The organism is Paenibacillus tianjinensis, assembly GCF_017086365.1.
GTDB lineage: Bacteria > Bacillota > Bacilli > Paenibacillales > Paenibacillaceae > Paenibacillus_AQ > Paenibacillus_AQ tianjinensis.
The window spans coordinates 25,622-49,957 of record NZ_CP070969.1; the positions used below are offsets into that span (position 1 = coordinate 25,622).

Annotated in this window: 24 protein-coding genes and 1 riboswitch; of the genes, 22 read left to right on the forward strand and 2 right to left on the reverse strand. The window is 50.9% G+C overall.

What is annotated here, in order from left to right; genetic code table 11:
• Window positions 1-21: 21 nt before the first annotated feature.
• The 3 genes from JRJ22_RS00115 to rsmI all read left to right on the forward strand — a co-directional run bounded on the left by JRJ22_RS00115 (window position 22) and on the right by rsmI (window position 2,138).
• The gene (locus tag JRJ22_RS00115; RefSeq protein ID WP_054944045.1) at window positions 22-387 is read left to right on the forward strand and encodes an initiation-control protein YabA; all 366 of its coding nucleotides are present in this window, start codon (window positions 22-24) and stop codon (window positions 385-387) included.
• 71 nt (window positions 388-458) lie between these two features.
• Entirely contained in the window at window positions 459-1,226 is a 768-nt protein-coding gene (locus JRJ22_RS00120) for a tRNA1(Val) (adenine(37)-N6)-methyltransferase (protein ID WP_206102628.1), read from the forward strand.
• 6 nt (window positions 1,227-1,232) lie between these two features.
• The gene (gene rsmI, locus JRJ22_RS00125; protein WP_206102629.1) at window positions 1,233-2,138 is read left to right on the forward strand and encodes a 16S rRNA (cytidine(1402)-2'-O)-methyltransferase; all 906 of its coding nucleotides are present in this window, start codon (window positions 1,233-1,235) and stop codon (window positions 2,136-2,138) included.
• A 404-nt stretch (window positions 2,139-2,542) separates the two neighbouring features.
• On the opposite strand, the gene JRJ22_RS00130 is transcribed toward rsmI, so the two are convergent.
• Entirely contained in the window at window positions 2,543-2,797 is a 255-nt protein-coding gene (locus JRJ22_RS00130; protein ID WP_019914502.1) for an AbrB/MazE/SpoVT family DNA-binding domain-containing protein, read from the reverse strand.
• A 306-nt stretch (window positions 2,798-3,103) separates the two neighbouring features.
• Between JRJ22_RS00130 and JRJ22_RS00135 the strand changes: the two genes are divergently transcribed.
• The 13 genes from JRJ22_RS00135 (at window position 3,104) to JRJ22_RS00195 (ending at window position 15,674) form a co-directional block, all read left to right on the forward strand.
• Window positions 3,104-4,387: an HD domain-containing protein gene (locus tag JRJ22_RS00135; RefSeq protein WP_206102630.1), complete on the forward strand. Its 1,284-nt coding sequence runs from the start codon at window positions 3,104-3,106 to the stop codon at window positions 4,385-4,387.
• A 54-nt stretch (window positions 4,388-4,441) separates the two neighbouring features.
• Window positions 4,442-5,212, forward strand: a complete 771-nt coding sequence (locus tag JRJ22_RS00140) for a TatD family hydrolase (protein ID WP_206102631.1) — start codon at window positions 4,442-4,444, stop codon at window positions 5,210-5,212.
• 198 nt (window positions 5,213-5,410) lie between these two features.
• Window positions 5,411-5,637, forward strand: a riboswitch (cyclic di-AMP (ydaO/yuaA leader).
• A 292-nt stretch (window positions 5,638-5,929) separates the two neighbouring features.
• Complete coding sequence (locus JRJ22_RS00145; protein WP_206102632.1) at window positions 5,930-7,084, forward strand: resuscitation-promoting factor; 1,155 nt, start codon at window positions 5,930-5,932, stop codon at window positions 7,082-7,084.
• A 150-nt stretch (window positions 7,085-7,234) separates the two neighbouring features.
• Window positions 7,235-7,786: a ribonuclease M5 gene (gene rnmV / locus JRJ22_RS00150; protein WP_206102633.1), complete on the forward strand. Its 552-nt coding sequence runs from the start codon at window positions 7,235-7,237 to the stop codon at window positions 7,784-7,786.
• Complete coding sequence (rsmA, locus tag JRJ22_RS00155) at window positions 7,783-8,667, forward strand: 16S rRNA (adenine(1518)-N(6)/adenine(1519)-N(6))-dimethyltransferase RsmA (RefSeq protein ID WP_206102634.1); 885 nt, start codon at window positions 7,783-7,785, stop codon at window positions 8,665-8,667. The genes rnmV and rsmA overlap by 4 nt, the downstream gene beginning before the upstream one ends.
• 98 nt (window positions 8,668-8,765) lie before the next feature.
• The gene (yabG, locus tag JRJ22_RS00160; protein WP_206102635.1) at window positions 8,766-9,665 is read left to right on the forward strand and encodes a sporulation peptidase YabG; all 900 of its coding nucleotides are present in this window, start codon (window positions 8,766-8,768) and stop codon (window positions 9,663-9,665) included.
• A gap of 268 nt (window positions 9,666-9,933) precedes the next feature.
• Window positions 9,934-10,209: a biofilm formation stimulator Veg gene (gene veg / locus JRJ22_RS00165; RefSeq protein ID WP_019914493.1), complete on the forward strand. Its 276-nt coding sequence runs from the start codon at window positions 9,934-9,936 to the stop codon at window positions 10,207-10,209.
• A 153-nt stretch (window positions 10,210-10,362) separates the two neighbouring features.
• Window positions 10,363-10,539 carry an alpha/beta-type small acid-soluble spore protein gene (locus JRJ22_RS00170; protein WP_206102636.1) on the forward strand — a complete coding sequence of 59 codons (177 nt, stop codon included), beginning with the start codon at window positions 10,363-10,365 and terminating at the stop codon, window positions 10,537-10,539.
• Between the two features lie 199 nt (window positions 10,540-10,738).
• The gene (gene ispE / locus JRJ22_RS00175; RefSeq protein ID WP_206102637.1) at window positions 10,739-11,593 is read left to right on the forward strand and encodes a 4-(cytidine 5'-diphospho)-2-C-methyl-D-erythritol kinase; all 855 of its coding nucleotides are present in this window, start codon (window positions 10,739-10,741) and stop codon (window positions 11,591-11,593) included.
• A 140-nt stretch (window positions 11,594-11,733) separates the two neighbouring features.
• A complete protein-coding gene (gene purR / locus JRJ22_RS00180; RefSeq protein ID WP_054944033.1) occupies window positions 11,734-12,561 on the forward strand; it encodes a pur operon repressor in 828 nt (275 codons plus the stop codon).
• 210 nt (window positions 12,562-12,771) lie between these two features.
• A complete protein-coding gene (gene spoVG / locus JRJ22_RS00185) occupies window positions 12,772-13,059 on the forward strand; it encodes a septation regulator SpoVG (RefSeq protein ID WP_020425826.1) in 288 nt (95 codons plus the stop codon).
• A gap of 170 nt (window positions 13,060-13,229) precedes the next feature.
• Window positions 13,230-14,621 (forward strand): bifunctional UDP-N-acetylglucosamine diphosphorylase/glucosamine-1-phosphate N-acetyltransferase GlmU, encoded by a 1,392-nt coding sequence (gene glmU, locus JRJ22_RS00190; protein WP_269751864.1) that lies wholly within the window; start codon window positions 13,230-13,232, stop codon window positions 14,619-14,621.
• Between the two features lie 99 nt (window positions 14,622-14,720).
• Window positions 14,721-15,674 carry a ribose-phosphate diphosphokinase gene (locus JRJ22_RS00195; RefSeq protein WP_206102638.1) on the forward strand — a complete coding sequence of 318 codons (954 nt, stop codon included), beginning with the start codon at window positions 14,721-14,723 and terminating at the stop codon, window positions 15,672-15,674.
• A 113-nt stretch (window positions 15,675-15,787) separates the two neighbouring features.
• Here JRJ22_RS00195 and JRJ22_RS00200 read toward each other — a convergent pair whose 3' ends face one another.
• Window positions 15,788-15,988 (reverse strand): hypothetical protein, encoded by a 201-nt coding sequence (locus JRJ22_RS00200; protein WP_206102639.1) that lies wholly within the window; start codon window positions 15,986-15,988, stop codon window positions 15,788-15,790.
• Window positions 15,989-16,080: 92 nt separating this feature from the next.
• On the opposite strand from JRJ22_RS00200, the gene pth reads away from it, so the two are divergent.
• The 6 genes from pth (at window position 16,081) to JRJ22_RS00230 (ending at window position 24,329) form a co-directional block, all read left to right on the forward strand.
• Window positions 16,081-16,641: an aminoacyl-tRNA hydrolase gene (gene pth / locus JRJ22_RS00205; RefSeq protein WP_206102640.1), complete on the forward strand. Its 561-nt coding sequence runs from the start codon at window positions 16,081-16,083 to the stop codon at window positions 16,639-16,641.
• A gap of 91 nt (window positions 16,642-16,732) precedes the next feature.
• Window positions 16,733-16,963, forward strand: coding sequence for an anti-sigma-F factor Fin (locus JRJ22_RS00210; RefSeq protein WP_054944028.1), 231 nt, complete (start codon window positions 16,733-16,735; stop codon window positions 16,961-16,963).
• A gap of 134 nt (window positions 16,964-17,097) precedes the next feature.
• Window positions 17,098-20,622, forward strand: a complete 3,525-nt coding sequence (gene mfd / locus JRJ22_RS00215) for a transcription-repair coupling factor (RefSeq protein WP_206102641.1) — start codon at window positions 17,098-17,100, stop codon at window positions 20,620-20,622.
• Window positions 20,609-21,673 carry a peptidylprolyl isomerase gene (locus JRJ22_RS00220; RefSeq protein ID WP_206102642.1) on the forward strand — a complete coding sequence of 355 codons (1,065 nt, stop codon included), beginning with the start codon at window positions 20,609-20,611 and terminating at the stop codon, window positions 21,671-21,673. The genes mfd and JRJ22_RS00220 overlap by 14 nt, the downstream gene beginning before the upstream one ends.
• Window positions 21,674-21,957: 284 nt before the next feature.
• Window positions 21,958-22,500, forward strand: coding sequence for a stage V sporulation protein T (spoVT, locus tag JRJ22_RS00225; protein ID WP_054944026.1), 543 nt, complete (start codon window positions 21,958-21,960; stop codon window positions 22,498-22,500).
• A 137-nt stretch (window positions 22,501-22,637) separates the two neighbouring features.
• Window positions 22,638-24,329, forward strand: a complete 1,692-nt coding sequence (locus JRJ22_RS00230) for a putative polysaccharide biosynthesis protein (RefSeq protein ID WP_206102643.1) — start codon at window positions 22,638-22,640, stop codon at window positions 24,327-24,329.
• Window positions 24,330-24,336 lie beyond the last annotated feature (7 nt).

Here is a 24,336-nt window from a genome sequence, read left to right on the forward strand (position 1 = left end):
GGTTACTTTCGGGGTGGAAACTTGGAGAAGATAAATATATTTGCACACATGCAGGAGATGGAAGCGCAGATGGAAACGATGCGCGCAAGTCTCGGAGATTGGAAACAGACCGTTAAGGAATTAATGGAGGCCAATCAAAGGCTCAGTCTGGAAAATGAACAACTCCGCAAAATATTGAAAAGGGACACACCTTTGGATCCTGCCGTGGATACGGCTGAGGCGGAAGCACTTTTGGCTGCCAGTGAAGGAACAGAGGAGGTTGTCGGGGAAGGTTACGATAACCTGGCCCGGCTGTATCACGAAGGCTTTCACATCTGTAATGTCTATTTTGGGCATTTGCGTACAGAGGGTGATTGTCTGTTCTGTCTTTCTTTTCTTAATAAATAAGGATATCCAGCCGTAGGAGATTTACGCCTACGGTTTTTTTTGAATTTCTAACAAACGTTTAGGAGATTACAATGACGAATTCTTATAATGAAATACCTGTGCCGCTGCTTCCCTCAGAGCGGATTGATGACTTATTGACTCATGATTTGCGGATTATTCAGAGTGATGAGGTATTTAGCTTCTCCATGGATGCCGTATTGCTTGCCCGCTTCGCCAGTATCCCGCCACGGGGGAGAGTGCTGGATTTGTGTACCGGGAATGGAGTAATCCCGATGCTGCTCACTACACGGACTAAAGCTTCTATAGAAGGGATTGAACTCCAACCCCTTCTGGCCGATATGGCCCGGCGCAGTGTTGCTATGAATGGACTGGAAGAGCGGGTAACTATTCATGAGGGGGATTTGCGCGAGCTGCATACGGTCGCAGGGTATGGCGTATATGATGCGATCACGGTTAATCCGCCTTATATGCCGCTTAACGGAAGTGATCTTAAGCTGAATACACATCAGGCAATGGCCCGCCATGAGATTGGCTGTACTCTGGAAGAGGTAATTCAGGCCTGTGTCCGGCTGGTGCGTACCGGGGGCAAGGTAAGTATGGTTCATAAACCCCAGCGTTTAGTGGATATTATAAGTCTAATGAGACAGTACCGGCTGGAGCCGAAGCAGATCCGTTTTGTCCATCCGCGGGCACATCTGGAGGCGAATATGGTATTGATTGAAGCTGCACGTGACGGGAAACCGGAGGTGCGTTTACAACCTCCGCTCATCGTATATAATGATGACAATCAATACTGTTCAGAAATAATGGATATTTACTATGGAAACAAAGAAGGGTAACCACCAATGACGATAACATGCCAAAGCAGCTTTCAACGAAACCATGAAACAGATAAACCGGAAGGAAGCGGGTGTCTGTACCTGGTTGCTACACCGATCGGCAATCTGGAAGACATGACTTATCGCGCGGTGCGGACTTTGCAGGAATGCGAGATTATTGCAGCCGAGGACACGAGACAGACACGCAAACTGCTGAGCCATTTTGAAATAACACCTTCGATGCTGTTCAGTTATCATGAGCATAATAAGGCGGCCAGCGGCCCTGAGCTGATACGTTATATAATAGAAGGAAAAAATCTGGCCCTTGTCAGCGATGCGGGTCTTCCGGCCATTTCGGACCCTGGTGCAGACCTGGTTGCCCTCGCCGTCAGTCATGGAATTCCGGTCATTCCGATCCCGGGGGCTAACGCAGCACTGTCAGCTTTGATAGCGTCCGGACTGCCGACTGCTAGCTTCACCTTTATTGGTTTTCTGCCGAGAGAACGCAAAGATATCCGCGCGGTATTATCCGGTCTTCGTGCCGTACAAGGAACCCTGTTGTTCTATGAATCCCCGCACAGGGTAGCTAAGACATTAGGTCACCTGCAGGAGGCATTCGGCAATCGCAGGGTGGTCCTGGCCCGTGAGCTGACCAAAAGATATGAGGAGTTTCTGCGTGGAAGCATTGAGGAGTGTATAGCCTGGCTGTCGGAGCATCCGCCGCTTGGTGAATATGTTGTAGTAGTTGAGGGGGAGAGCAAGGAAGAAGCAGAAATTGCTGAATCCTCCTGGTGGCGTGAGCTGAGTATAGAGCAGCATGTGGAGCACTATGAAAATTCGGGGCTGGCCCGCAAGGAAGCTATGAAAAAAGCGGCCTCCGACCGCGGACTGGCCAAGCGGGATATTTATAACGCATTGCTGGAGCGGGAATAAGAAGTTAATACAGCTACTGATAATCGGTATAAATATAAGGAATAATTGTATTTCCTACATTTAATTGGAGTGAATTATTCCTTATATTAGTTTTAGATGTACTTTATACATTTATATTTATGGAAAAAGGATAGTAACGAGGAATTAACTGGTTATAATTGTATGAAATACAACTAAAATATTATTTCTAACGATATGGTATGAAATAACTGCAGAGAATGCATTTAGCCAATTTCCCCAAATGTGAAAGGCAAGGCCCTGAGGGCGTGCCCGGGAAAGGGCCATTCTTCCGCCTACCACCTCGAAGCTGGCAAAAAAAATACCTCCCGCATAACGGGAGGCCAAGGAGATATAAAAAGGTTAGAATTAACAATTTGATTAGTTCTTATTATACCCTATTTATTTTAATTTGTCACAGGGGTAGGGATAGCAGAAATGCATTCATGACAAACAATTTTTCCTTTGAAATAGGTTACGTTCTCGGCGTTGCCGCAGAAGATGCAGGCAGGCTCGTATTTCTTAAGCATGATCCGCTCACCGTCCACGTAAATTTCGAGCGCATCTTTTTCTCCAATGCCAAGCGTACGGCGCAATTCAATTGGAATAACAACCCGTCCAAGCTCGTCTACTTTTCTTACAATTCCAGTTGATTTCATCATTACAATCGTTGCTCCTCTCAAAGTTCCAAAACGTCATTTTTCGACATTGTTCACCGTTTTATGATACTTATAATACCAACCATTCCCAAAACAGTCAACCTTTTTTGGGGCCAATTTTAAGGAATTTTTTTAATAAACTTTTGTGTGGCCTGCGATTAGGCCAATTTCCCGTATCAGTCCTCAAAAAAGATTTGTCGATTTGTAAATTGTTTAATTGTCATTAATCGACAAAGTACGACATATTTCATTATTATACGCTATGTTCCAGCCCGTTTCGAACGAAATGAATTCAAAGGAGTTGATCTCATGAAGCAACTGCTATCAGAGGAGAAGGTTTTCAAAGATCCGGTTCACAATTATGTCCACGTGCAGGAAACCATTATTTGGCGGCTGATTAATACCAGGGAATTTCAGCGTTTACGGCGGATCCGCCAGCTTGGCACCTCTTATCTTACTTTTCATGGTGCGGAGCACAGCCGGTTCTCACATTCGCTTGGAGTCTATGAAATTACACGGCGGATTATTTCCCAGTTTGAACGGAGCGGGTATAAGGATTGGATGCCGGAGGAAAGCCTGCTCACCCTGTGTGCCGCGTTGCTGCATGATTTGGGGCATGGACCGTTCTCCCATTCTATAGAAGAAGCCTTCGAGATGAATCATGAGGACTGGACCTGCCGGATCATTCTGGAGGATACAGAAATTACAGCGATACTGAAGGATGTATCAGAGAATTTTCCGGAAAAAGTGGCCTCGGTAATCTCCAAAACCTACGAGCATGAGATTGTTGTCAATCTGGTGTCAGGACCGCTTGATGCGGACCGGATGGATTACCTGCTGCGTGATGCATACTACACCGGTGTCAACTACGGCACAATCGATATTGACCGGATTCTTAGAATGCTGCGGCCTTATGACGGCAGGGTGGTAGTTAAAGAGTCGGGCATGCATGCGATTGAGGATTATTTGATGTCCCGTTACCAAATGTACTGGCAGGTGTATTTTCACCCGGTGACCCGCAGCTCGGAGATTATTTTGCGGCAGATTTTACGCAGGGCGAAGGAGCTGTTTAAGAACGGCTATACTTTTGGATTCATGATTGATCCATTAAGTGATTTATTCAGGGGTGAAGTGACTGTAGAGCAATATCTGCTGCTGGATGAAGCAATGATTCAAACGGCCTTTATGCAGTGGACATTGGAAGCGGATGAACTGCTGAGCGACTTGTGCAGCCGTTTTATTCATCGTAAACTGTATAAATATGTAGAGATGGAGAATCTTGATTCTGAGACAATTGACGAAATCCGCCGCAGTTTTGCCGGAGCTGGACTGAATGCCGAGTATGACCTGGAAATCGATTTTCCAACGGATCTTCCCTATGATGTATTCCGTCCCGGGGACGCTTTTGACAGCAAGCAGATCCTGCTGCTCGACCGTCACGACAAGCTAAGGGAAATCTCGGAGGTATCGGATATTGTACGCTCCATCAGCGGGATTCACCGCGGCAGATATCATCTGTATTTCCCGCAGGATAAGCTGCAGAAAGCACTTTCACAGCTACCGTCCTCCGTAGCAGGGATTTTTGCAAAATAATACAAAAAAAGTTGGAATTCATCATAGAAATGATGACAGAAAGGAAGCTGCGTTATGCAATTATTTGACACCCATACCCATTTGGATGCTCCGCAATTCGACGAGGACCGTGAACAGGTAATCGCGCGTGCGCTGGAAGCCGGAGTGACTAAAATGATCAATATCGGATTTAACCGGGAAACGATCCCGACGACCATGAAATTGGCGGAAACCTATGATTATATTTATGCAGCCGTCGGATGGCATCCTGTAGATGCCATTGACATGAAGGACGGGGATCTGGAATGGATCGCTTCGTTATGCAGCCATCCCAAAGTAGTCGCCATCGGCGAAATCGGACTGGACTATTACTGGGATACCTCCCCCAAAGAGGTACAGCAGGAAGTACTCCGCAAGCAAATCGGGCTAGCCCGGGAACTGGGAATGCCGATCTGTATTCATAACCGGGATGCCCATGAGGATGTGGTTCGGATTCTGCGCGAAGAGAAAGCAAACGAGGTCGGCGGAGTAATGCACTCTTTCTCCGGCAGCTGGGAAACCGCCAAAATGTGCCTGGATCTTGGCTTCCATTTGTCCTTCGGCGGACCCATTACTTTCAAGAATGCAAGGGTTCCCAAAGAGGTGCTTGAGAAGACTCCGCTGGACCGTCTGCTGATTGAAACGGACTCGCCTTATTTGACCCCGCACCCCTTCAGAGGGAAGCGAAATGAGAGCGGTTATGTCAGGCTGGTAGCAGAAGCAGCCGCGGAAATAAAAGGGATTGATTTACAGGAATTGGCGGAAATTACGTATGCGAACGCACTGGTACGATTTGGGATTGTCTGAAATCGGGAGGAAAACCGGTGAAAAAAGAAGTATAGCCGATATATTAAACTTTTTTAATCTCAAAATGGCTGATTATTACAATATTTTAACCATATTTCTGCGTAAACGTTGTTGAATCGTCCTTTACAACATGCATCAAAACAGGATATCATCTTTTCAGTGCAGTGAGCTGTTGTTAGTGTAACAGTCACTGATTCATGGATCGTCTCGCTGAGTCTCCGTATGGAGAACGGGGGAACCAATATTGCACTGCCGCATGAACGTACATAGAGTACAACACGAAATGCCGCAGACACTATTTGATTTCTTTATGTGGTCTCGGGGTGAATTTGAGGGCAACCGCCGTGAGCGGGTGACCTGAGATAGGGCGTCTCTCTTATGCCCGAACCCGACAGCTAACCTCGTAAGCGCCAGTAAGAGAGGAAACCTCGTGCATAAACATTCTCGCGTATTCTGACATCCGGAGAAGCCACGAAAGAGTCCTCTATGAACTCTTTTTAGGCTTCTTTTGTTTTGAATAATGTGAATGTCCCCAGCATACTGTTGTATAACAGGTGATCTGGAGCTGCTATGCCGAGCAGGCGATCCATGAGCAGGAAACGCTGAAGCAATGCGGGCGTATCCTGTTGCAATCTCAAACTTAGTTTCGTCTGAAATCATTCAGTCTTCTTAGATATACTACTTGGACGACGGGGCTATGTAAGGAGGATGGAGAGAGTGGGCGTATTCCAACCAGAGGTATCCCATGATTCGCAATCATCCAGCAGGTCTTTCGCATTACGGTGGAAGCAAGTGAATCCTCGCGTACTTTCGCTTGCAGGTGTGGTATCAATCGTTATCGCGCTGCTTATTCTGCTGTACGTACACGGTCAAGGCAATAAAGTTATAAATTTAGTAATAGACGGTGAAGTACTGACGCTGGAGACGCGTGAAGCGCTGCTCAGCGACGTGCTGGCAAAAGAACAAATTTCGCTGCTGCCGCATGATGAAGTATCCATTGGCCTTAGTGATGAAATACAAGACGGCGACCGTGTCGTAATTACCCGAGCGCAGAAGCTCACGCTTACTGCAGATGGTACAACCAAAACGTTGTACACCACTGAGGATAAACTCGGTGAGGCCATCCAAAAACTAGGTTATAGCCTGGAGAGCAATGACAAGATTTTCCCTTCGCTTGAAACCGCAGTTTCACCCGGTATGGAAGTTAAGATTGTACGTGTCACCAAACAAATGGTGGAACGGACCGTAAGCTTGCCTTTCCGGGTCATCAAAACCGCAGACCCTTCCCTGTACAAGGGAGACGTAAGAGTGGCACAGGCAGGCAAACCAGGCGCGATCATCCAGCATATCGAAAAGACTTATCAGGACGGTAAGCTGGTATCCATGAGCATGGTCGGCAAGGAAGTTCAGACGGTTACCAAAGACAAGGTTATTGCCGTTGGAACTAAGGCACTTCCCAAAGCAACTGTAGCTGCAGCAACTTCCACCAAAAAAACTACCTCCAGTTCAGCCAAAACTACTGCAGCAAGCAACGTCGTGCACAAGGCAGGCGTAGATTTTGAGTATAAGAGAATGATCAAAAATGTCTCCATGACCGCTTATTCTTCCGAAGAGCCGGGAATTGGAACAAAAACAGCTTCCGGAACACGCGTAACGGAAGGCCGTACTATTGCTGTTGATCCAGATGTAATACCTATCGGCTGGTGGGTGTACATTGAGGGATTAGGGTTTCGCCGTGCAGAGGATACAGGCGGTGCCATCCAAGGCAACAAGATCGATGTATACTACGATTCACTGAGTAACGCCCGTAATTTCGGCCGGAAATCCCGTACGATCTATGTGATCGGACCTGTGAAGCCGGAGCTGAATTAAGGCGGCTGTATTTTGCAAATTAGTGATTAATACGATATAGTGAGGGTAGCACTTTACGAACGGTCTAGCTCATCACTTATACATTCTTTAGCCAAAAAGAAGAGGAGCGAATCCTCTTCTTTTTGTGTTGCACCTGGAAGGAGCGTAACGATGATCAAGGAATTAATTGTGGTGGAAGGCAAAAGTGATACGGTAGCCGTTAAACGGGCGGTAGAGGCCGATACGATAGAGACGGGCGGATCCGCAGTAGACCGCAAGGTCATTGCCAAAATTGCGCTGGCGATGGAGCGCAGAGGGGTTATAATCCTTACGGATCCTGACCATGCTGGAGAACGCATACGCAAGATTGTATCGTCCAAGGTACCGGGCTGCAAGCATGCCTTTATACCGGAGAAGGATGCTACCCGAAGAGGCGATATCGGTGTAGAGAATGCTTCGCCAGAAGCGATCCGCCATGCACTTGAGCATGTGCATACGTCCTTTGAGGGGGCACCGGCTCTAATCGGGCTTGATGATCTGATGGCAGCCGGAATGCTGGTGCATCCGGCAGCGGCAGAACGGAGAATGGCACTCGGCAATGCGCTGGGCATTGGCTACTGTAACGGCAAGCAGCTTTTCAAGCGGCTGGCGATGTTTGGTATTACGCGGGAGGAATTCGAAGCAGCCCTCGCGCAAATTGATCAGGGAGGCATTACTACATGAGCGGACATGAGAACATCTCATCCCCAACACGGACTAAGGAAATCATTCAGCGCTACGGATTTTCGTTCAAAAAAAGCTTGGGTCAGAACTTTCTGATCGACCAGAATATTCTGGATAAAATTGTTGAAGCCGCGGGGCTTAGCGCTTCGTCAGGCGCTTTGGAGATCGGCCCGGGTATTGGCGCGTTAACGGAGCGGCTCGCCATGGAGGCAGGGGCGGTTACTGCGGTAGAAATTGACCGTCGTCTGATCCCGATCCTGCGGGATGTGCTGGCTGCTTATCCGCATGTCAAGGTGCGCAATGATGATGTGCTGAAAGTGAATCTGCAGGAGCTGTTTGCTGAAGATTTCGCTTCCGTGGAGAAAGTTAGTGTTGTGGCCAATTTGCCGTATTATGTGACGACGCCTATCCTCATGAAACTGCTGGAGGAGAAGCTTCCGCTTGATAATATTGTCGTCATGATCCAGAAGGAGGTTGCCGAGCGTATGGCGGCTTCCCCGGGCGGCAAGGAATATGGCAGCTTAAGCATTGCCGTGCAATATTACAGCGAGCCTGAGCTGGTCTGCATTGTACCGCGCACAGTGTTTATTCCCCAGCCGAATGTGGAGTCGGCGGTTATCCGCTTGAAGGTGCGGGAGCGTCCGCCGGTTGAGGTGGCCGATGAGAAGCATTTCTTTGAAGTGGTGCAGGCTTCGTTCACACAGCGGCGTAAGACGATTGCCAACAACCTTAAAGCCCGCTTCTTCCCGGGTGAAGGCAGGGAGCGTCTGGAGGCGCTACTGGCTGAGGCTGAAATAGAGCCAACACGCCGGGGGGAGACGCTTAGTATCGCCGAATATGCACGGCTAAGCGCTGTGCTGCTGGCTGCAGGAATTGCATAGGCTGATCTGCCGCAAAGCCTGATGTATTTTGAAAATGCGCCTGTTTATGAACCAACCGTGACCTTTGCCCATACGATGGGGGTAGAGGTGGTGTTGTAATGAACTTAGGAGACTTGGTCGTTCGAAAATCATATGGCGGAGATGTGACTTTCCGGGTAGAAAACATAGTGCAGAACGCAGCCGTAATTAAAGGCACAGAATTTCGCTTGCTCGCGGATTCTCCCCTGGACGATTTGATTCAGGTGCCTCCAAGCCGAATTACGGAGCGGGGACAACAGGCACAGATCAAAGCCAAAGAATCGTTAACAAGGCTGCGCAAGGACCGGCAGGAGCAGAGCCAGCGCAGCGGGGAGAGTGCATTAGGCGGCTGGCCGCAGGCTCCCAAGGAAGCGCCCTATTTCGAGGTGCCCGGCAAGGTCCTGCACCTGGACGGCGACGCGCTTTATTTGAGCAAAAGTCTGAGCTTATATGAACAGCTCCGGATTCCGGCAGAAGGTCATCATGTCCATGAATCCAAAATGGCGGAGACGTTGTACCGGCTCCTTCCCCGTGTCCGTCCAGATATTGTAGTGATTACGGGCCATGACGGTGTGCTGAAGCAGTCAAATACTTATGATTTATACAGCCTGAACAGCTACAAAAATTCGCAGAATTTTGTGGCAGCGATCCGGGTGGCCCGGGAGTATGAGAAGAATTTCGATGCTCTGACGATTGTAGCGGGGGCCTGCCAGTCGCATTTCGAGGCCCTTCTGGGGACGGGTGCAAACTTTGCCAGTTCTCCGGGAAGGATTCTGATCCATGCACTGGACCCTGTGTATATCGCCGCCAAGGCATCTTTCACCTCCATCCGCGATACCGTGAATCTGGGGGATGTGCTAAACCATACCATCAGCGGCAATCAGGGAATGGGCGGAATCGAGACCAGGGGCAGCTTCCGGATTGGCATGCCGCGTCTGCAGAATCTGTCCACATTAAAGGTTACGCCTTCGGCTGTGTAGTAATAATTTATGGAATGACAGGAAGACAAGAGGGGAAGGATAAGCTTAATGCTGTCCTTCTCTCTTTGTTATACCCGTAGCGGACATGCAGTCTGCCGTTACCTGCCGGCACATCTGTTGCCGATAACAAGGGTGATTCACCGGGACTCTACTCTTCTAAAAAAATTCCGTTGACAACTATTTTAGCATCATCTATAATTATTTATTTGCTTTGACAAAGTTTGTGAAAAGTTGTATAATGGACAAGGAAAGAGGTGGTCGTCAGGCAATGGCTAATAACGCGCTGTTGGAAATTAAACGCAGTCTCGAAGCTCACGTCGGTCATAAGATCACGTTACGGGCTAACGGTGGTCGTCGTAAAACCGTGGAACGTACCGGTGTCCTGGAAGAAACGTACCCTTCTGTATTTATTGTCAAACTGGATCAGGAGCAGCAAACCTTCAAGCGTGTCTCCTATAGCTATGCCGATATACTTACCGAATCTGTGGAAATCACAGTTTGTGAAGATGATGGGCAGATGCGGATTATGTATATTAAAGCTTAAGTATCACAGGGCAGCCTTCCGGATGGAGGCTGCTTTTTTATTTTGAATTTCTTTGCGGGGTTTGAATTGTCCCGAATGGCCAGCAGCCTGCAGCAGCATACTATAGGGGCAATAAGCTCATCATCTATTACCGCAAGGGAGGAATTTCAGCACATGAGCCGAAGAAGACGAGGCATGATGTCCGAAGAACTGAAAACGGAGCTGGCCAAGGAGCTTGGCTTCTACGAAACGGTGGAACGGGACGGCTGGGGTGGAATCCGGGCTGCCGGGAATATGGTGAAGCGGGCCATTCAGCTTGCCGAGCAGGCTGCAAGGAAGTCACAGCTGTAGAGCGCAGGCTAGAAGAGGGTGGCAAAGGGGGGACCGTCCTTGAGGCGGGGCTCCCTTTTTTACTTATGAAATAAGAATTTATAAGCCATAAAGTATCCATCTTTATCTCACAGAACTTTTGATCATGGACTTCGTTACAAGTTTCTCATATAATATGTTAAGTTGTTTTTACGGGAAAAGCTGAAGGTGGGTGAACGCCTTGAAAATGTATGAAAAAGCGCCGGCCAAGATCAATTTGATGCTGGATGTGCTTCACAAGCGCGCTGACGGTTTTCATGAGGTGGAAATGATTATGACCATGGTCGATCTCGCAGACCGTCTGGAGTTATCGGAGCTGAAGCGGGATTCGATTATAATATCAAGCCAGGCGGGATATATTCCGCTGGATGAGAAGAACTTGGCCTTTCAGGCAGCCAGGCTTATTAAAGACCGCTATAATGTGAAGAGCGGAGTACATATCCACCTGGATAAAAGAATTCCGGTCGCTGCCGGCCTGGCTGGCGGCAGCAGTGATGCCGCGGCTACGCTGCGCGGCCTGAACCGGCTCTGGCGCCTGAATATCCCGGCGCAGGAGCTGCAGGAACTGGGCGCCGAGCTGGGCTCGGACGTACCGTTCTGCGTTACAGGCGGGACTGCCCTTGCTACGGGCAGGGGAGAGCGGCTGACGCCGATCGAGAATCCGCCGCAGTGCTGGGTCGTCCTGGCGAAGCCGCCGATCAATGTCTCGACGGCTGAAGTGTACGGACGTGTACGGGCCAATCAGATTGCCGTGCATCCGTCGGCGCAGCGCATGCAGGAAGCTATCGAAGCAGGCGATTTCGGGGCGGTGTGTGCGAACCTTGGCAACGTGCTGGAGGATGTGACCCTGAAGCTGTATCCGGAGGTCCAGCAGCTGAAGGAAGCCATGGTGAAGCTCGGCGCGGACGGGGTGCTGATGTCCGGCAGCGGACCTACTGTATTCGGGCTGGTCTCCAAGCAGTCTAAGGTTGCGAGAATTTACAACGGGCTGCGCGGGTTCTGCAAGGAAGTCTATGCTGTACGCTCTTTGAGCTAAACGCTATTAATAATTCAATTATTCCCTGAAGAAACGGAATTACTGGCCCCGAAAGGACGGCAAAGCCGTTTCTTCTTGTATAATTCCGTACAAAAGTGATATTATTTTTAATAATATTCGGTTTTGGCGAGGAGCATTCCGTGAAAAAACTTAAAAGAAGCCAACGTTTGGTTGATATGACCCAATTTTTACTGGAGAAACCGCATGATTTGCTGCCGCTGTCTACATTTGCTGACCGGTACGGAGCAGCGAAATCATCCGTCAGTGAAGATTTGGCTATTATAAAAGAGGTATTTGAGGGCGAAGGTATGGGCGAGCTGCAGACGCTGGCCGGTGCGGCAGGCGGAGTACGTTATATTCCGCGGATGCCCACCGATATGGCCTTAGCATTCGTGAATCACTTGTGCGGAGAACTTGAAAAGAGCGACCGGATTCTGCCTGGCGGCTATCTGTATATGTCAGACCTGCTGGGACTTCCTTCGGTAATGGAACAGGCCGGCAAAATCATTGCAACGGCATTCTACGGCGTGGAGATCGATGTAGTGATGACAGTGGAGACCAAAGGGATTCCGCTTGCGTATGCAACAGCTGCGCAGCTGGGGCTGCCTGTAGTGCTGGTGCGCCGTGACCATCAGGTAACGGAAGGCTCGGCAGTAAGCATTAACTATGTGTCCGGATCCCACAAGAGCATTCACACCATGTCATTGTCGAGACGGGCTTTGCGGGAGAAGTCACGGGTTCTGATCGTGGACGACTTCATGAAGGCCGGCGGCACCGTGCGCGGCATGGTGGATCTGCTCGGGGAGTTCAATGCGGAAGTGGCCGGCGTTGGCGTACTTGTGGAGTCAGGCGCTGTCGAGACGGAAGAACGCCTGCTGCATGACTACGTGTCGCTGGTAAAATTAACCGAGGTGGACTCCAAAGTACGGAGGATTTCAGCGCATCCCGGCAACTATTTTTCCTCTTAGGCAAGACTGTTTACCCAGCTCCAGACTGGGGAGGAAAGTGTCGAAAACATGAGGAACTATTAGAAAACAGCACGAAGTGTGTCGAAATCAATGGTTCTGCAAAAATAATCTTCTTCAACAGTCATTTTTTGGAATCAAAAAGAAGGAATTCGCTTTGCTGTGTGGAATTATACACCAAGTCTCTGATGGAAAAAGGTGGTGAACACACACATGCAAATTACGGATGTCAGACTCCGCCGCGTCAACTCTGAGGGGAGAATGAAAGCAATCGCATCCATTACAATCGATAACGAGTTTGTTGTTCATGACATTCGCGTCATCGATGGTAATAACGGGATGTTCGTTGCAATGCCCAGCAAGCGTACACCGGACGGTGAATTCCGCGACATCGCACACCCGATTTCTTCGGGAACACGCGAGAAGATTCAATCCGCGGTTCTGGCCGAGTACGATCGCGCCGCTACGGAAGAAGAAGAAGTCATCGAAGAGGGAGCATAAGTTAAAGCGCTGTCTCTAATGAACGCCTGCCCTTTGCGGGCGGCGTAAGGTCAAGCCGTTTTCAATTGGGGTTCGAAGAAAAGGGAACCATGGCAGCATGGTTCTCTTTTCTTTTTGCCCGGAATGAGATATATTCAGTAGTGAGCTCAAGAAGTAGGAGGTTGGCATTCTTGAAAAGAATGGCTGTTGTACTTGCTGCAGGTCAAGGCAAGCGCATGAAATCTAAATTATATAAAGTACTGCACCCCGTCTGCGGTAAACCGATGGTAGGGCATGTGCTTGATACCGTAAAAGCGACCGGATGTGATCGCAGGATTGTAGTAGTCGGACACGGCGCAGAGACAGTTAAAGCTTATATAGGCCAGGATGCTGAATATGTGCTGCAGGAAACGCAGCTGGGAACCGGTCATGCTGTGAAGCAGGCCAAGGATCTTCTCGGCGCTGAAGAGGGCACAACGATTGTTATTTGCGGAGATACACCGCTTATTACAGCCGAAACGCTTGAAGGACTGATGGCGCTGCATGAAGGACAGCAGGCGGCAGCAACGATATTGACTGCTGTGATGGACCAGCCTGCAGGCTATGGACGGATTATCCGCGGTGAAGACGGCGGTGTGCTGAAGATTGTTGAACAGAAGGACTGCAATGCGGAAGAAGCTGCAGTAAACGAGATCAATACAGGTACCTATTGTTTTGATAACGCCAAGCTGTTTGCCGCACTTGAGCAGGTTAAGAACAATAACAACCAGCAGGAATACTATTTAACCGATTGTATCGGCATACTCCGGGCACAGGGTGATATCGTACTAGGATATCAGGCTCATGACGCTGCGGAGTCTATTGGCGTTAACGACCGGCTGGCCCTGTCCGAGGTAGAGGGGCACATGCGCCAGCGGATCAACAAGACTCATATGCTTAACGGGGTAACGATCATTGATCCTGCCTCCACCTATATTGAGGCTGATGTTGTCATTGGAGCAGATACGATTCTTTATCCGGCAACGCTGCTTAAAGGCAAGACCGTCATCGGGGAGAATTGCGTCATCGGGCCTTCCAGTGAAATCGAGGACTGCACGATTATGGACGGAGCTGCAGTGAAGCATTCTGTGCTGAGCCAGGCAACCGTCGGCGCACGGACATCCGTTGGGCCATTCGCCTATTTGCGTCCAGGCACGGTGCTTGGGGAAGAAGTCAAAATCGGCGATTTCGTCGAGGTCAAGAATGCCACGATTGGTGACGGCTCGAAGGTATCGCATTTAAGCTATATCGGCGATGCTTCAGTCGGTAAGAACGTTAATGTCGGCTGCGGTGCCATTACCGCCAATTACGACGGATTCAATAAAGCTAAGACAACGATAGAAGATGACGCCTTTATCGGCAGCAATGTCAATCTGATTGCCCCGGTAACGGTCGGCAAGGGTGCTTTTGTTGTAGCGGGGTCAACCATCACACGTTCTGTTTCGGAGAATGATTTGGCTGTAGCCAGAGTAAGACAGGAGAACAAGCCGGGATATGCGGAGAAGATCCGTGCCCGCGCTAAAGCAAAGAAAGACCAGCTTTAGTCCATCGTAAAGGCCAATGCCAAAGCGCCGGATGAAGCTGAAGTTTTAAGCGCCGGCGCTGCTTGGAAGTTAAATTCCGTCACGGAGGGTTTATATTTTATGACTTATTGCGATTCCAAATTAAAGATTTTTACCTGCAACTCTAATCCTAAGCTGGCCAGTCAAATTGCCGATTATATCGGCATTCCGATGGGTGAGTCCCACACCACGAGCTTTAGTGACGGAGAAATTCAGGTCAAGCTTTCGGAAAGTGTCCGGGGCTGTCATGTCTACATTGTTCAATCCACCTGTGGCCCGGTCAATGATAACCTGATGGAGCTTCTGGTTATGGTAGATGCGCTCAAACGTGCCTCAGCCAAGAGCATCAACGTGGTTATTCCTTACTACGGATATGCCCGTCAGGACCGTAAGGCACGCTCCCGTGATCCGATTACGGCCAAGCTGGTAGCGAACCTGATTGAGAAGGCAGGCGCGCACCGTGTCATTACTATGGACCTTCATGCGATGCAGATTCAGGGCTTCTTTGATATTCCGGTGGATCATCTGCTGGGTGTTCCGATTCTGGCCCAGTACTTCCGCTCCAAACAGATACAGAACCCGGTTGTAGTATCGCCGGACCATGGCGGTGTAGTGCGGGCAAGAAAGCTTGCCGACTTCCTTAACGCCCCGCTGGCGATTATCGACAAGCGCCGCCCGGAGCCGAATGTCAGCGAAGTAATGAATATCATCGGTAACATCGAAGGCAAGACGGCAATTCTGATCGATGACATTATCGACACAGCCGGTACAATTGTACTGGGGGCAAATGCCCTGATGGAAGGCGGCGTAAAGGAAGTGTACGCTTGCTGTACCCACCCTGTATTGTCCGGCCCTGCGCATGAACGTCTGGAGAACTCTCCAATCAAAGAAATTATCGTGACGGATACGATTCCGATCCGCAGCGCCAATCCAACCTCCAAACTAAAGGTGTTGTCCGTGGCTCCACTGATGGGCGAGGCGATCATTCGCGTTCACGAGGAATTGTCAATCAGTAAACTGTTCGAGATCGAATAGGACAGGCAAGCACGCTTTGAATACGGGTGCTTCGCAGAGGCACTTTTCATATCAAAAAAAGGGTTACACCTCCGATCATGGAAGATGTAACCCTTGTCGGCGTATGCCGGCCCCTAGTACCCCGGACGGGAGATAAAGGTGAACAGGCCGCGGTTGTAAAGAGTGCCTTGCAATTCTACAAAACCCTCGTCCACGGCTGTCACTACACCGATAGCCACGAACATGTCGTCCTTGTAGATTTCGACAGGCACAGCATACTGAATGTGATACTGGAAATGGCGCTGAAGCGTTAAGATATCGCCCTGATGTGGCATCGTTCATCACCTGTCTCTGGAGTATATAAAACTTATTGTACCAAAAACGTAACTCTTCTGCTAAGAGAGCGGATGGAAAGGATCGGCCGATCATGAAATGGATTGTTGGACTCGGGAATCCGGGAACGCAATATGCCAAAACAAGGCATAACGTCGGATTTATGGCGCTCGACGAGCTCGCAGCCCGGAATGGGATTACCTTTAACCAGAACAAATGCAAATCCGTAATTGGTGAAGGGGTCATCGGCGGGGTCAAAACCGTTTTGATTAAGCCCATGACTTTTATGAACCTGTCCGGAGAAGCAGTACGCGCCTATATGGAATATTATAAAGTAACGCTGGAGGACCTGATTGTGGTGTATGATGATCTGGATACCGAAATTGGCAAGATCCGGCTGCGGTATCAAGGCAGCGCCGGCGGCCACAACGGAATCAAATCAATCATCCAGCGTACAGGCACCCAAACCTTCAACCGGGTGCGGATGGGCATTTCCCGTCCTGAGCCGGGTTTTGCTATAGTGGATTATGTGCTGTCTACCTTTCCGAAGAAGGATGGAGATAAGCTGAAGACGATGATTCTGGATACATGCGATGCCCTGGAGTTCAGTCTCCAGCATACATTTGAACAGACGATGGCCAAATTCAACGGCTAATGGATGGAAGGCCCCGGCTCACGATTCCAGGCTAAACGCGCTCGGGCCGGGGCATACTGAAGGGTATATACTACCTTCAGGAGGCATATAGATGGCAATACACTACGTGTGCAGGCACTGCCGGACATTTCTGGGAAGCATCGACAGAAGCAGTACTACAGAAATGCAGCTGGGCCTTCACTCCTTAACCCCTGCGGAACGCAGAGATATCATAGCGTATGATTCAGACGGCGAAATCACGGTAAAGGTAACTTGCGATTATTGCAAGCAAGCCTTGGATAACAATCCCGAGCTCAGCCTGCTGTCCAGTCCGCTTCAGTAAGGTGGAAGCGCCTGTCTCTGTCGTCATCCGCAAGCCTTGGCTTTACGCTGAGGCTTGTTTTCGATTCCAATCATAATAGGTGACGGTGATTTCATAATCACCGTCAGCCTGTTCAGTAAGAGAGGTGTCTTTAGTTGTTACACGGTCTTATAGAAGCATTCTCCAAAGATCCTGATTTCCAATCTGTCACCCGTGGTGTCGCTGCAGGCATGAAGGAGCAGCTCATTTCGGGATTGTCCGGCTCGGCCAGACAAATTATGCTGGCGGCGCTGCATGAAGAGACTGCACGCCCGCTGCTCGTAGTGACCCATAATATGTTCTCAGCCCAGAAGATGGCTGAGGACTTGCAGGAAGCGCTTTCTCCTGATCGCGTGCTGCTATACCCTGCCAATGAGCTGGTAGCCGCTGAAGCAGCGGTATCCAGTCCGGAGACGCTTGCCCAGCGGATCGATGTGCTGACCAAATGCGCGCAAGGCTTCCGTGGTATTGTCGTGGTTCCTTACTCCGGCGTCCGCCGTCTGCTTCCCTCGCCGCATGTGATGGCCGAAGCCCAGCTGACCATTTCGCAGGATGGGACCCTCTCTCTGGAGGATTTCCTGATATCCATGATCGGGATGGGATATGAACGGGTAGAGCGGGTTGAGAACCGCGGCGAGCTTAGCGTACGGGGCGGCATCATCGACTTTTATCCGATGACCTCTGCTTTGGCTTACCGGGTGGAGCTGTTCGATGATGAGGTGGACTCCATCCGGACCTTTGACCCGGCAGATCAGCGTTCCATTGACAAGGTTCGCGGTGTGAAGATTACACCTGCCAAAGAGATTATTGCCGAGCGGTCCCGTCTGGAGTCGGCGGCTTCAGCGGCTGCGGACATGCTGGAACGCCAGCTGGAGAAGATGACCGACCGGCAGGCCAAGCTGCGTCTGCGTGAGGAAATGGGCCGTGAGCTGGAGATGCTGCGGGAAGGCACTTATTTTCCTGAAATCTATAAATATATTAGTCTCTTATATCCTGAACGTACTCATTTATATGATTACATGGCGCAGGATACGCTGCTGGTGCTGGATGAGCCTGCAAGACTGCTGGAGACTGCGAAACAGCTGGAACGCGATGAGTCTGAATGGAACCTGCATCTGCTGCAGAACGGCAAGAATCTGCCGGACCTCCATCTCTCTGTGGACAATGATGTAATTATGTACCGCCGGCCGTTCCAGAGCCTGTTTATGTCGATCTTTTTGCGTCAGGTTCCCCATATCCAGCCCCAGAACATCCTTGGCTTCATCAGCCGCGGCATGCAGGATTTCCATGGACAGATGAATGTACTGAAATCCGAGATGGAGCGCTGGCATAAATCAGGTGTACAGGTAGTGATGCTTGCGAGCAGTGAGGAAAGGATGGAACGGGTCCGCCGGGTGCTTGATGACTACGGTATTGAGGAGCCTACGTTGCTGCAAGGTAACCTGGGGTCCGGCTTCGAGCTGCCTTCCATCCATCTGGCGGTAATTACCGAAGGGGAAATGTTCTCCCAGAAGCAGCGCAAAGCGCGCAAGGTGTCCAAAGGAATCGACAATGCCGAGCGGATTAAGAGCTACACTGAGCTTAAAATCGGTGATTATGTCGTTCATCAGAATCACGGGATCGGCAAATACATGGGGATCGGTACGCTCGAGGTCAGCGGCATTCACCGTGATTATATGCATATTATGTATGCCGGCGGTGACAAGCTGTCTGTGCCGATTGAACAAATTGATCTGATCCAGAAATATGTCGGTTCGGAGGACAAAGAGCCGAAGGTCTATAAGCTGGGCGGTAACGAATGGACGAGAGTTACGAGCAAGGTACGCTCCTCTGTGCAGGATATCGCGGATGATTTGATTAAGCTCTACGCGGAGAGGCAGAGTGCGCTTGGCTACGGATTCGAGAAGGACACCCAGGAACAGCGCGAATTCGAGGAAATGTTCCCTTATGAAGAGACGCGTGACCAGCTCCGGGCGATTGAGGAAATCAAGAAGGACATGGAGCAGAACCGTCCAATGGACCGGCTGCTGTGCGGTGACGTAGGATACGGCAAGACTGAAGTGGCGATACGTGCCGCATTCAAATCTGCGATTGAAGGCAAGCAGGTGGCTGTTCTTGTACCGACCACCATTTTGGCACAGCAGCATTACGAGACGTTCCGGGAACGGTTCGCCAATTATCCGCTGAACATTCAGGTGCTCAGCCGGTTCCGCAGCCGTAAGGAGCAGAATGAGACGATCAAGGGCGTGCGGCAGGGAACCGTGGACGTCGTCATCGGGACACACCGGCTGCTGTCACAGGATATGGTCTTCAAGGATCTCGGCCTGCTGATTGTGGATGAAGAGCAAAGATTCGGTGTAACCCATAAAGAAAAGCTCAAAAAGCTGAAGACGAATGTGGATGTTCTCACCCTCACAGCAACACCGATTCCGCGTACGCTGCATATGTCCATGCTCGGGGTGCGGGATTTGTCAGTCATTGAGACTCCACCAGAGAACCGCTTTCCCGTACAAACGTATGTGGTAGAGCATAGCCAGACGCTTACGCGTGAGGCGGTGGAGCGTGAGCTGGCCCGCGGCGGTCAGGTTTATTATCTGTACAACCGTGTACAGGGCATTCAGGAGATGGCTGCACAGATTTCTATGCTTGTTCCGGAAGCGCGGGTGGGCATCGGCCATGGCCAGATGTCAGAGTCGGAGCTGGAGAAAACGATACTTGATTTCCTTGACGGGGAATATGATGTGCTTGTCAGTACGAGCATTATTGAGACCGGGGTAGATATCCCTAACGTCAATACACTGATTGTGCATGATGCCGATAAAATGGGGCTGTCCCAGCTGTATCAGCTGCGCGGACGGGTGGGCCGTTCCAACCGGATTGCCTATGCCTACTTCACCTACCAGCGGGATAAAGTACTGACAGAAGTAGCGGAAAAACGCCTGCAATCGATCAAGGAATTTACGGAGCTGGGTTCCGGCTTCAAAATAGCTATGCGTGACTTGTCCATCCGCGGTGCCGGAAATCTGCTTGGCGCAGAGCAGCACGGATTCATTGCCTCTGTCGGATTCGATCTGTATTCGCAAATGCTGGCTGAAGAAATCCGTAAGCGGAAGGTTACGGTGCTTGGGGAAGAGGATACTTCGCTCAAGCAGGGCAACACCATCATTGATTTGTCGATTGACGCCTATCTGCCGTCCGAGTATATTTACGACAGCATTCAGAAGATTGAAATTTATAAAAAAGTTGCAGCGGTAGCCACCTTTGAGGATGCTGGCGAGCTGGAGGATGAGCTGCTTGACCGGTTCGGCGAATTACCAGAGGCGGTGATTAATCTGCTGTCGGTAGCACGCCTTAAGGTATACGGTAAACTTTACGGCATGGAATCTATGGTTCGGCGCGGCGACGAGGTTGCACTCAATTTCCATGAAGGCAGCACGGCGGCGTTTGACACGGCAAAACTCGCGAAAGTTGGAAATAGCTTCGAAAGACGTGTACAATTTGATAGAGATGCCAAAGCAGGCATCCGCATTAAAGCTAAGGATCTCAGTGACAAAGAGCTGCTTGATCTGCTGGAACAGTTTCTGGCGGCAGCGAAACAGTCGTTAAAATCGAAGGGAGAACTACACAATGTCGTTAAATAAAACAAAATCCTGGAAAGTGCTGCTGGTGTCATTAGCCGCGGCCGTTTCCTTCTCTATGCTATCTGCCTGCAGCAGCAATAATAACAACAATAGCGCTGCTGAAGATAACAGCAAGGCTGTAGCAACCTATAAAGACGGAACAATCACCGAGAAGGAATTCGATCTGGATACCCGTGTTATGAAGTTCCTGTCTCCGCAGCAGGCACAGTATCTGGAAATTGACGCCTTTAAGGAGTCGATTCTGAAGCAGGAGGTTGCATTCGAATATCTGGCCGGTAAAGCGACGGATGAAGCAAAGACCCAGGCGGAGAAAGAAGCAGAAGTGCAGGTGACTTCGCTCAAGACCGCGCTTGGTGACACCTATGAAAGCTCGCTGAAGGAGCAGAATTTGACCGAAGCTGAGATCCGTACGTATATGGTGCGTGTGCTTACCGTATATCAGGACATGCTGCTCAAAATTACCGACGATCAGGTAAAGGCTGAATTTGAAGCGACCAAAGGCGATTTCACGGTGGCGACACTGCGCCACGTGCTGATCGGGCTGACCGATGCCGCCGGTAAAGAGCGGACGGATGAAGATGCACTGAAGCTGGCTAAAGAAGTAAAGGCCAAGCTTGACGGCGGTGCCGATTTTGCCGCAGTTGCCAAAGAGTTCTCCGATGACACTGCTTCGAAGGACAAGGGGGGCGAATATAAGGATGCTACCCTGGGTACTTATGTAGAAGAGTTCAAGAAGGCCGCGCAAACCCTGCCGCTGAACACCATCAGTGATCCGGTGAAGACAAGCTATGGTTATCACATTATGAAAGTGGAATCACGTACAGAGACCACCTTCGACAAGCTGACCGACGAGCAGAAGGAAACCGTCAAGAGCACGCTGGCTTCCAAGAATCTTGAATCCTTCCTGGACAAGGATCTCGAATCGCTTGATATCAAGATCGATCTGCCTAAGAGCTCTGCCGCTGCAGATGAAACCGGATCAACCAATAGCGGAACTAAGGCTACTGAAGCTCCAAGTGCATCACCGGCTGCCACAGAAGCCGCTGAATAACCAAATAAAGAACAGACAAGCCATCCTGACGCTTCCAAGCGAGGGATGGTTTTTTTGTTATCTCCAGTTGGTATAATTTAGTGGAAACAGGCGCATCCTTGGAACAAATATCCGGTAGCCGCGAGGATTTGGATATTATATTTTATGCAGGCCTTAGCATGTATAAGGAACTGGGAAGAGATGAATACTATGGTCAGATATTACGATAAATCACTGGGATTATCCTTTCCCATAATGGACAGTAGTTGGACCATACTTCTTAAGAAAGCGGGGCAACATGTGAAATGAAAGCTACTGGTATTGTTCGCCGTATTGATGACCTCGGCCGAGTTGTTATCCCTAAAGAGATTAGACGCACTCTGCGTATCCGTGAAGGCGATCCGCTGGAAATCTTCGTCGATCGTGACGGTGAAGTCATACTGAAGAAATATTCCCCGATCGGGGAGCTCGGCGATTTCGCCAAGGAATATGCGGAATCCCTCTTTGAAGGCACCGGACATATCACAATGATTACTGACCGTGACAGCTTCATCGCCCTTGCCGGCGGCTCCAAAAAAGATTACCTGGAAAAACAAGTAGGAGTGCTGCTCGAAAAGGTTATGGAAAGCCGTAAGACGGTGCTTGAAACAAATGCCGGGAATTACGACATCGGAAAAGATCATGCGGAGATGTTGTCCAGCTATGTAGCTGCCCCCATTATTTCCGGCGGCGATCCGATTGGCTGCGTAGTTCTGCTGAATAAAGATGATTCAGTGAAAATGGCGCAGATGGAAGTGAAAATGGCCGAGACCGCTGCCGCCTTCCTGGGCAAGCAGATGGAGCAGTAACCGATTGGCGCCAGGTGCCCCGCTTTCCTTTTGATGTACATCAAAGGGAGAGCGGGGTTTTGTCGTCTGCCTGCATGCGTTATAATATTAGGAATTCATCCCATTATGACAGTTATAGCTGTAGAAGCAGGTAAACCATGAACTTAAACCCGCAAGGCTCCAAGTTGCTGCAAGGAGCATTTATTCTCAGTGCAGCAGCTATTGTCTCCAAGCTTATTGGTACGCTGCAAAAGATCCCGCTGCAAAATTTAGGCGGGGATGCCGTTTTCGGCATTTATAATACGGTTTATCCGCTGTATACGATGCTTGTCACGGTCGCGATGGTGGGTCTGCCGCCCGCCATATCCAAATTTGTAGCCGAGGCTTCCGCCGGAGGAGATGAGGCAGAAGGACGCCGGGTACTCCGGCTGTCGGCAATCCTTACAGCCATCAGCGGCCTGGTTATCGGTGTGCTTACCTATGCCGGTGCTCCGGTCATTGCAAGGTGGGTCGGAAATTCGCATGTTATACCAGCGCTGCATACCAGCGCCTGGGGGCTGGCAGTTGTACCGCTGATGGCAGCCATGCGCGGCTACTTTCAGGGATTGCATAATATGGTGCCGACGGCTGTATCTCAGGTTGTAGAGCAGTCAGTCCGCGTTATTGTGATGATCGCACTGCTGCTGTATCTGACAAGAAATGGTGCGGACGCAGCCAGTATAGCGGCTGGCGCGTTGCTCGGCTCAGCCGGAGGCGGAGCCGCAGGGCTCCTTGTCATGCTGCTGTTCTGGCGGCGCCACCGCCATAAGGTCTCCGCATTACTGCCGGAAGCTGCATCCGAATTATCCGCCGCCGCTGCTGAGACTGCAGCAGGTAGACAGTCCGGCTTCAGCGCGGCGGCCGGGGGCCGGCGGCACAAAGGCATCCAAGCCCGGCAGTTGCTCACCTACGGGCTGCCGGTAATGCTGGGGGCATTAGCCGTGCCGCTGGTCGGACTGGTCGATGTGTTTACAGTCCCCCGGCTGCTGTCGTCATCCTACAGTGAAGCGGCTTCAATGGCGCAGTTCGGCATTTACAACCGCGGTCTGCCGCTTGTGCAGATCGTGACGATGTTGGCGACCTCACTGTCAGTTGTATTCATACCGGCACTGGCCGAGGCCAAGTACCGCGGGGACGAGGGGCTTGTAAGAACCCGCTGCAGCCTGTCGCTGCGCTGGTTCTGGCTGCTGGGCCTGGCCGCTTCAGCCGGCCTGGCAGTCCTGGCAGAGCCGATTAACACGGCTCTGTACGGCGATTCCGCCGGCAGCAGCACGATGATCTGGCTGGCCTTCACCGCCGCCGGCGGCACGGTCAGCATCATCTCGGCCGCGCTGCTGCAGGGCCTGGGCGCCGTGCGTGCGCCGGCGCTGCACCTGTTGGCCGCAGCTGTGCTTAAGGCGGCCCTCAACCTGCTGCTCGTGCCGCAGCAGGGCATTACCGGCGCAGCCATCGCCAGCGTGGCTGCGCATCTGTTCGCAGCAGCGTTGAACGTGCTGCTGCTGCACCGCCAGGGCTATCTGCGGCTCCGCTTCGCAGATGCCCTGGTGAAGCCCGCGCTGCTGCTCGCGGGCCTAGCCTTAGCCGCCGCCGCTGTGAGCTCCGGCGCCGGCTTTGCTGCGGCTGCCGCCGGCTTCGGCGGCGGGCGGACCGCAAGCCTCGCGCAGAGCCTGCTCGGCGTGCTGGCGGGCTGCGCCGTCTTTGCCGCAGGCGCAGTAGCCCTGCGGCTGCTCAGCGAGAGCGAGCTGCGCCAGCTGCCGGGCTTCGGCCCGAAGCTGGCGGATAAGCTGAAGAAGCTGCGCCTGTTCCCCTAAGAAGCGG

What these genes read in the sequence shown, in the direction of transcription:
- JRJ22_RS00120 (WP_206102628.1), top strand. Translation starts at nt 459, where the DNA reads ATGACGAATTCTTATAATGAAATACCTGTGCCGCTGCTTCCCTCAGAG.
- rsmI (WP_206102629.1), top strand. Translation starts at nt 1,233, where the DNA reads ATGACGATAACATGCCAAAGCAGCTTTCAACGAAACCATGAAACAGAT.
- JRJ22_RS00130 (WP_019914502.1), bottom strand. Translation starts at nt 2,797, where the DNA reads ATGATGAAATCAACTGGAATTGTAAGAAAAGTAGACGAGCTTGGACGG.
- JRJ22_RS00135 (WP_206102630.1), top strand. Translation starts at nt 3,104, where the DNA reads ATGAAGCAACTGCTATCAGAGGAGAAGGTTTTCAAAGATCCGGTTCAC.
- JRJ22_RS00140 (WP_206102631.1), top strand. Translation starts at nt 4,442, where the DNA reads ATGCAATTATTTGACACCCATACCCATTTGGATGCTCCGCAATTCGAC.
- rnmV (WP_206102633.1), top strand. Translation starts at nt 7,235, where the DNA reads ATGATCAAGGAATTAATTGTGGTGGAAGGCAAAAGTGATACGGTAGCC.
- rsmA (WP_206102634.1), top strand. Translation starts at nt 7,783, where the DNA reads ATGAGCGGACATGAGAACATCTCATCCCCAACACGGACTAAGGAAATC.
- yabG (WP_206102635.1), top strand. Translation starts at nt 8,766, where the DNA reads ATGAACTTAGGAGACTTGGTCGTTCGAAAATCATATGGCGGAGATGTG.
- veg (WP_019914493.1), top strand. Translation starts at nt 9,934, where the DNA reads ATGGCTAATAACGCGCTGTTGGAAATTAAACGCAGTCTCGAAGCTCAC.
- JRJ22_RS00170 (WP_206102636.1), top strand. Translation starts at nt 10,363, where the DNA reads ATGAGCCGAAGAAGACGAGGCATGATGTCCGAAGAACTGAAAACGGAG.
- spoVG (WP_020425826.1), top strand. Translation starts at nt 12,772, where the DNA reads ATGCAAATTACGGATGTCAGACTCCGCCGCGTCAACTCTGAGGGGAGA.
- JRJ22_RS00195 (WP_206102638.1), top strand. Translation starts at nt 14,721, where the DNA reads ATGACTTATTGCGATTCCAAATTAAAGATTTTTACCTGCAACTCTAAT.
- JRJ22_RS00200 (WP_206102639.1), bottom strand. Translation starts at nt 15,988, where the DNA reads ATGCCACATCAGGGCGATATCTTAACGCTTCAGCGCCATTTCCAGTAT.
- pth (WP_206102640.1), top strand. Translation starts at nt 16,081, where the DNA reads ATGAAATGGATTGTTGGACTCGGGAATCCGGGAACGCAATATGCCAAA.
- JRJ22_RS00210 (WP_054944028.1), top strand. Translation starts at nt 16,733, where the DNA reads ATGGCAATACACTACGTGTGCAGGCACTGCCGGACATTTCTGGGAAGC.
- JRJ22_RS00220 (WP_206102642.1), top strand. Translation starts at nt 20,609, where the DNA reads ATGTCGTTAAATAAAACAAAATCCTGGAAAGTGCTGCTGGTGTCATTA.
- spoVT (WP_054944026.1), top strand. Translation starts at nt 21,958, where the DNA reads ATGAAAGCTACTGGTATTGTTCGCCGTATTGATGACCTCGGCCGAGTT.
- JRJ22_RS00230 (WP_206102643.1), top strand. Translation starts at nt 22,638, where the DNA reads ATGAACTTAAACCCGCAAGGCTCCAAGTTGCTGCAAGGAGCATTTATT.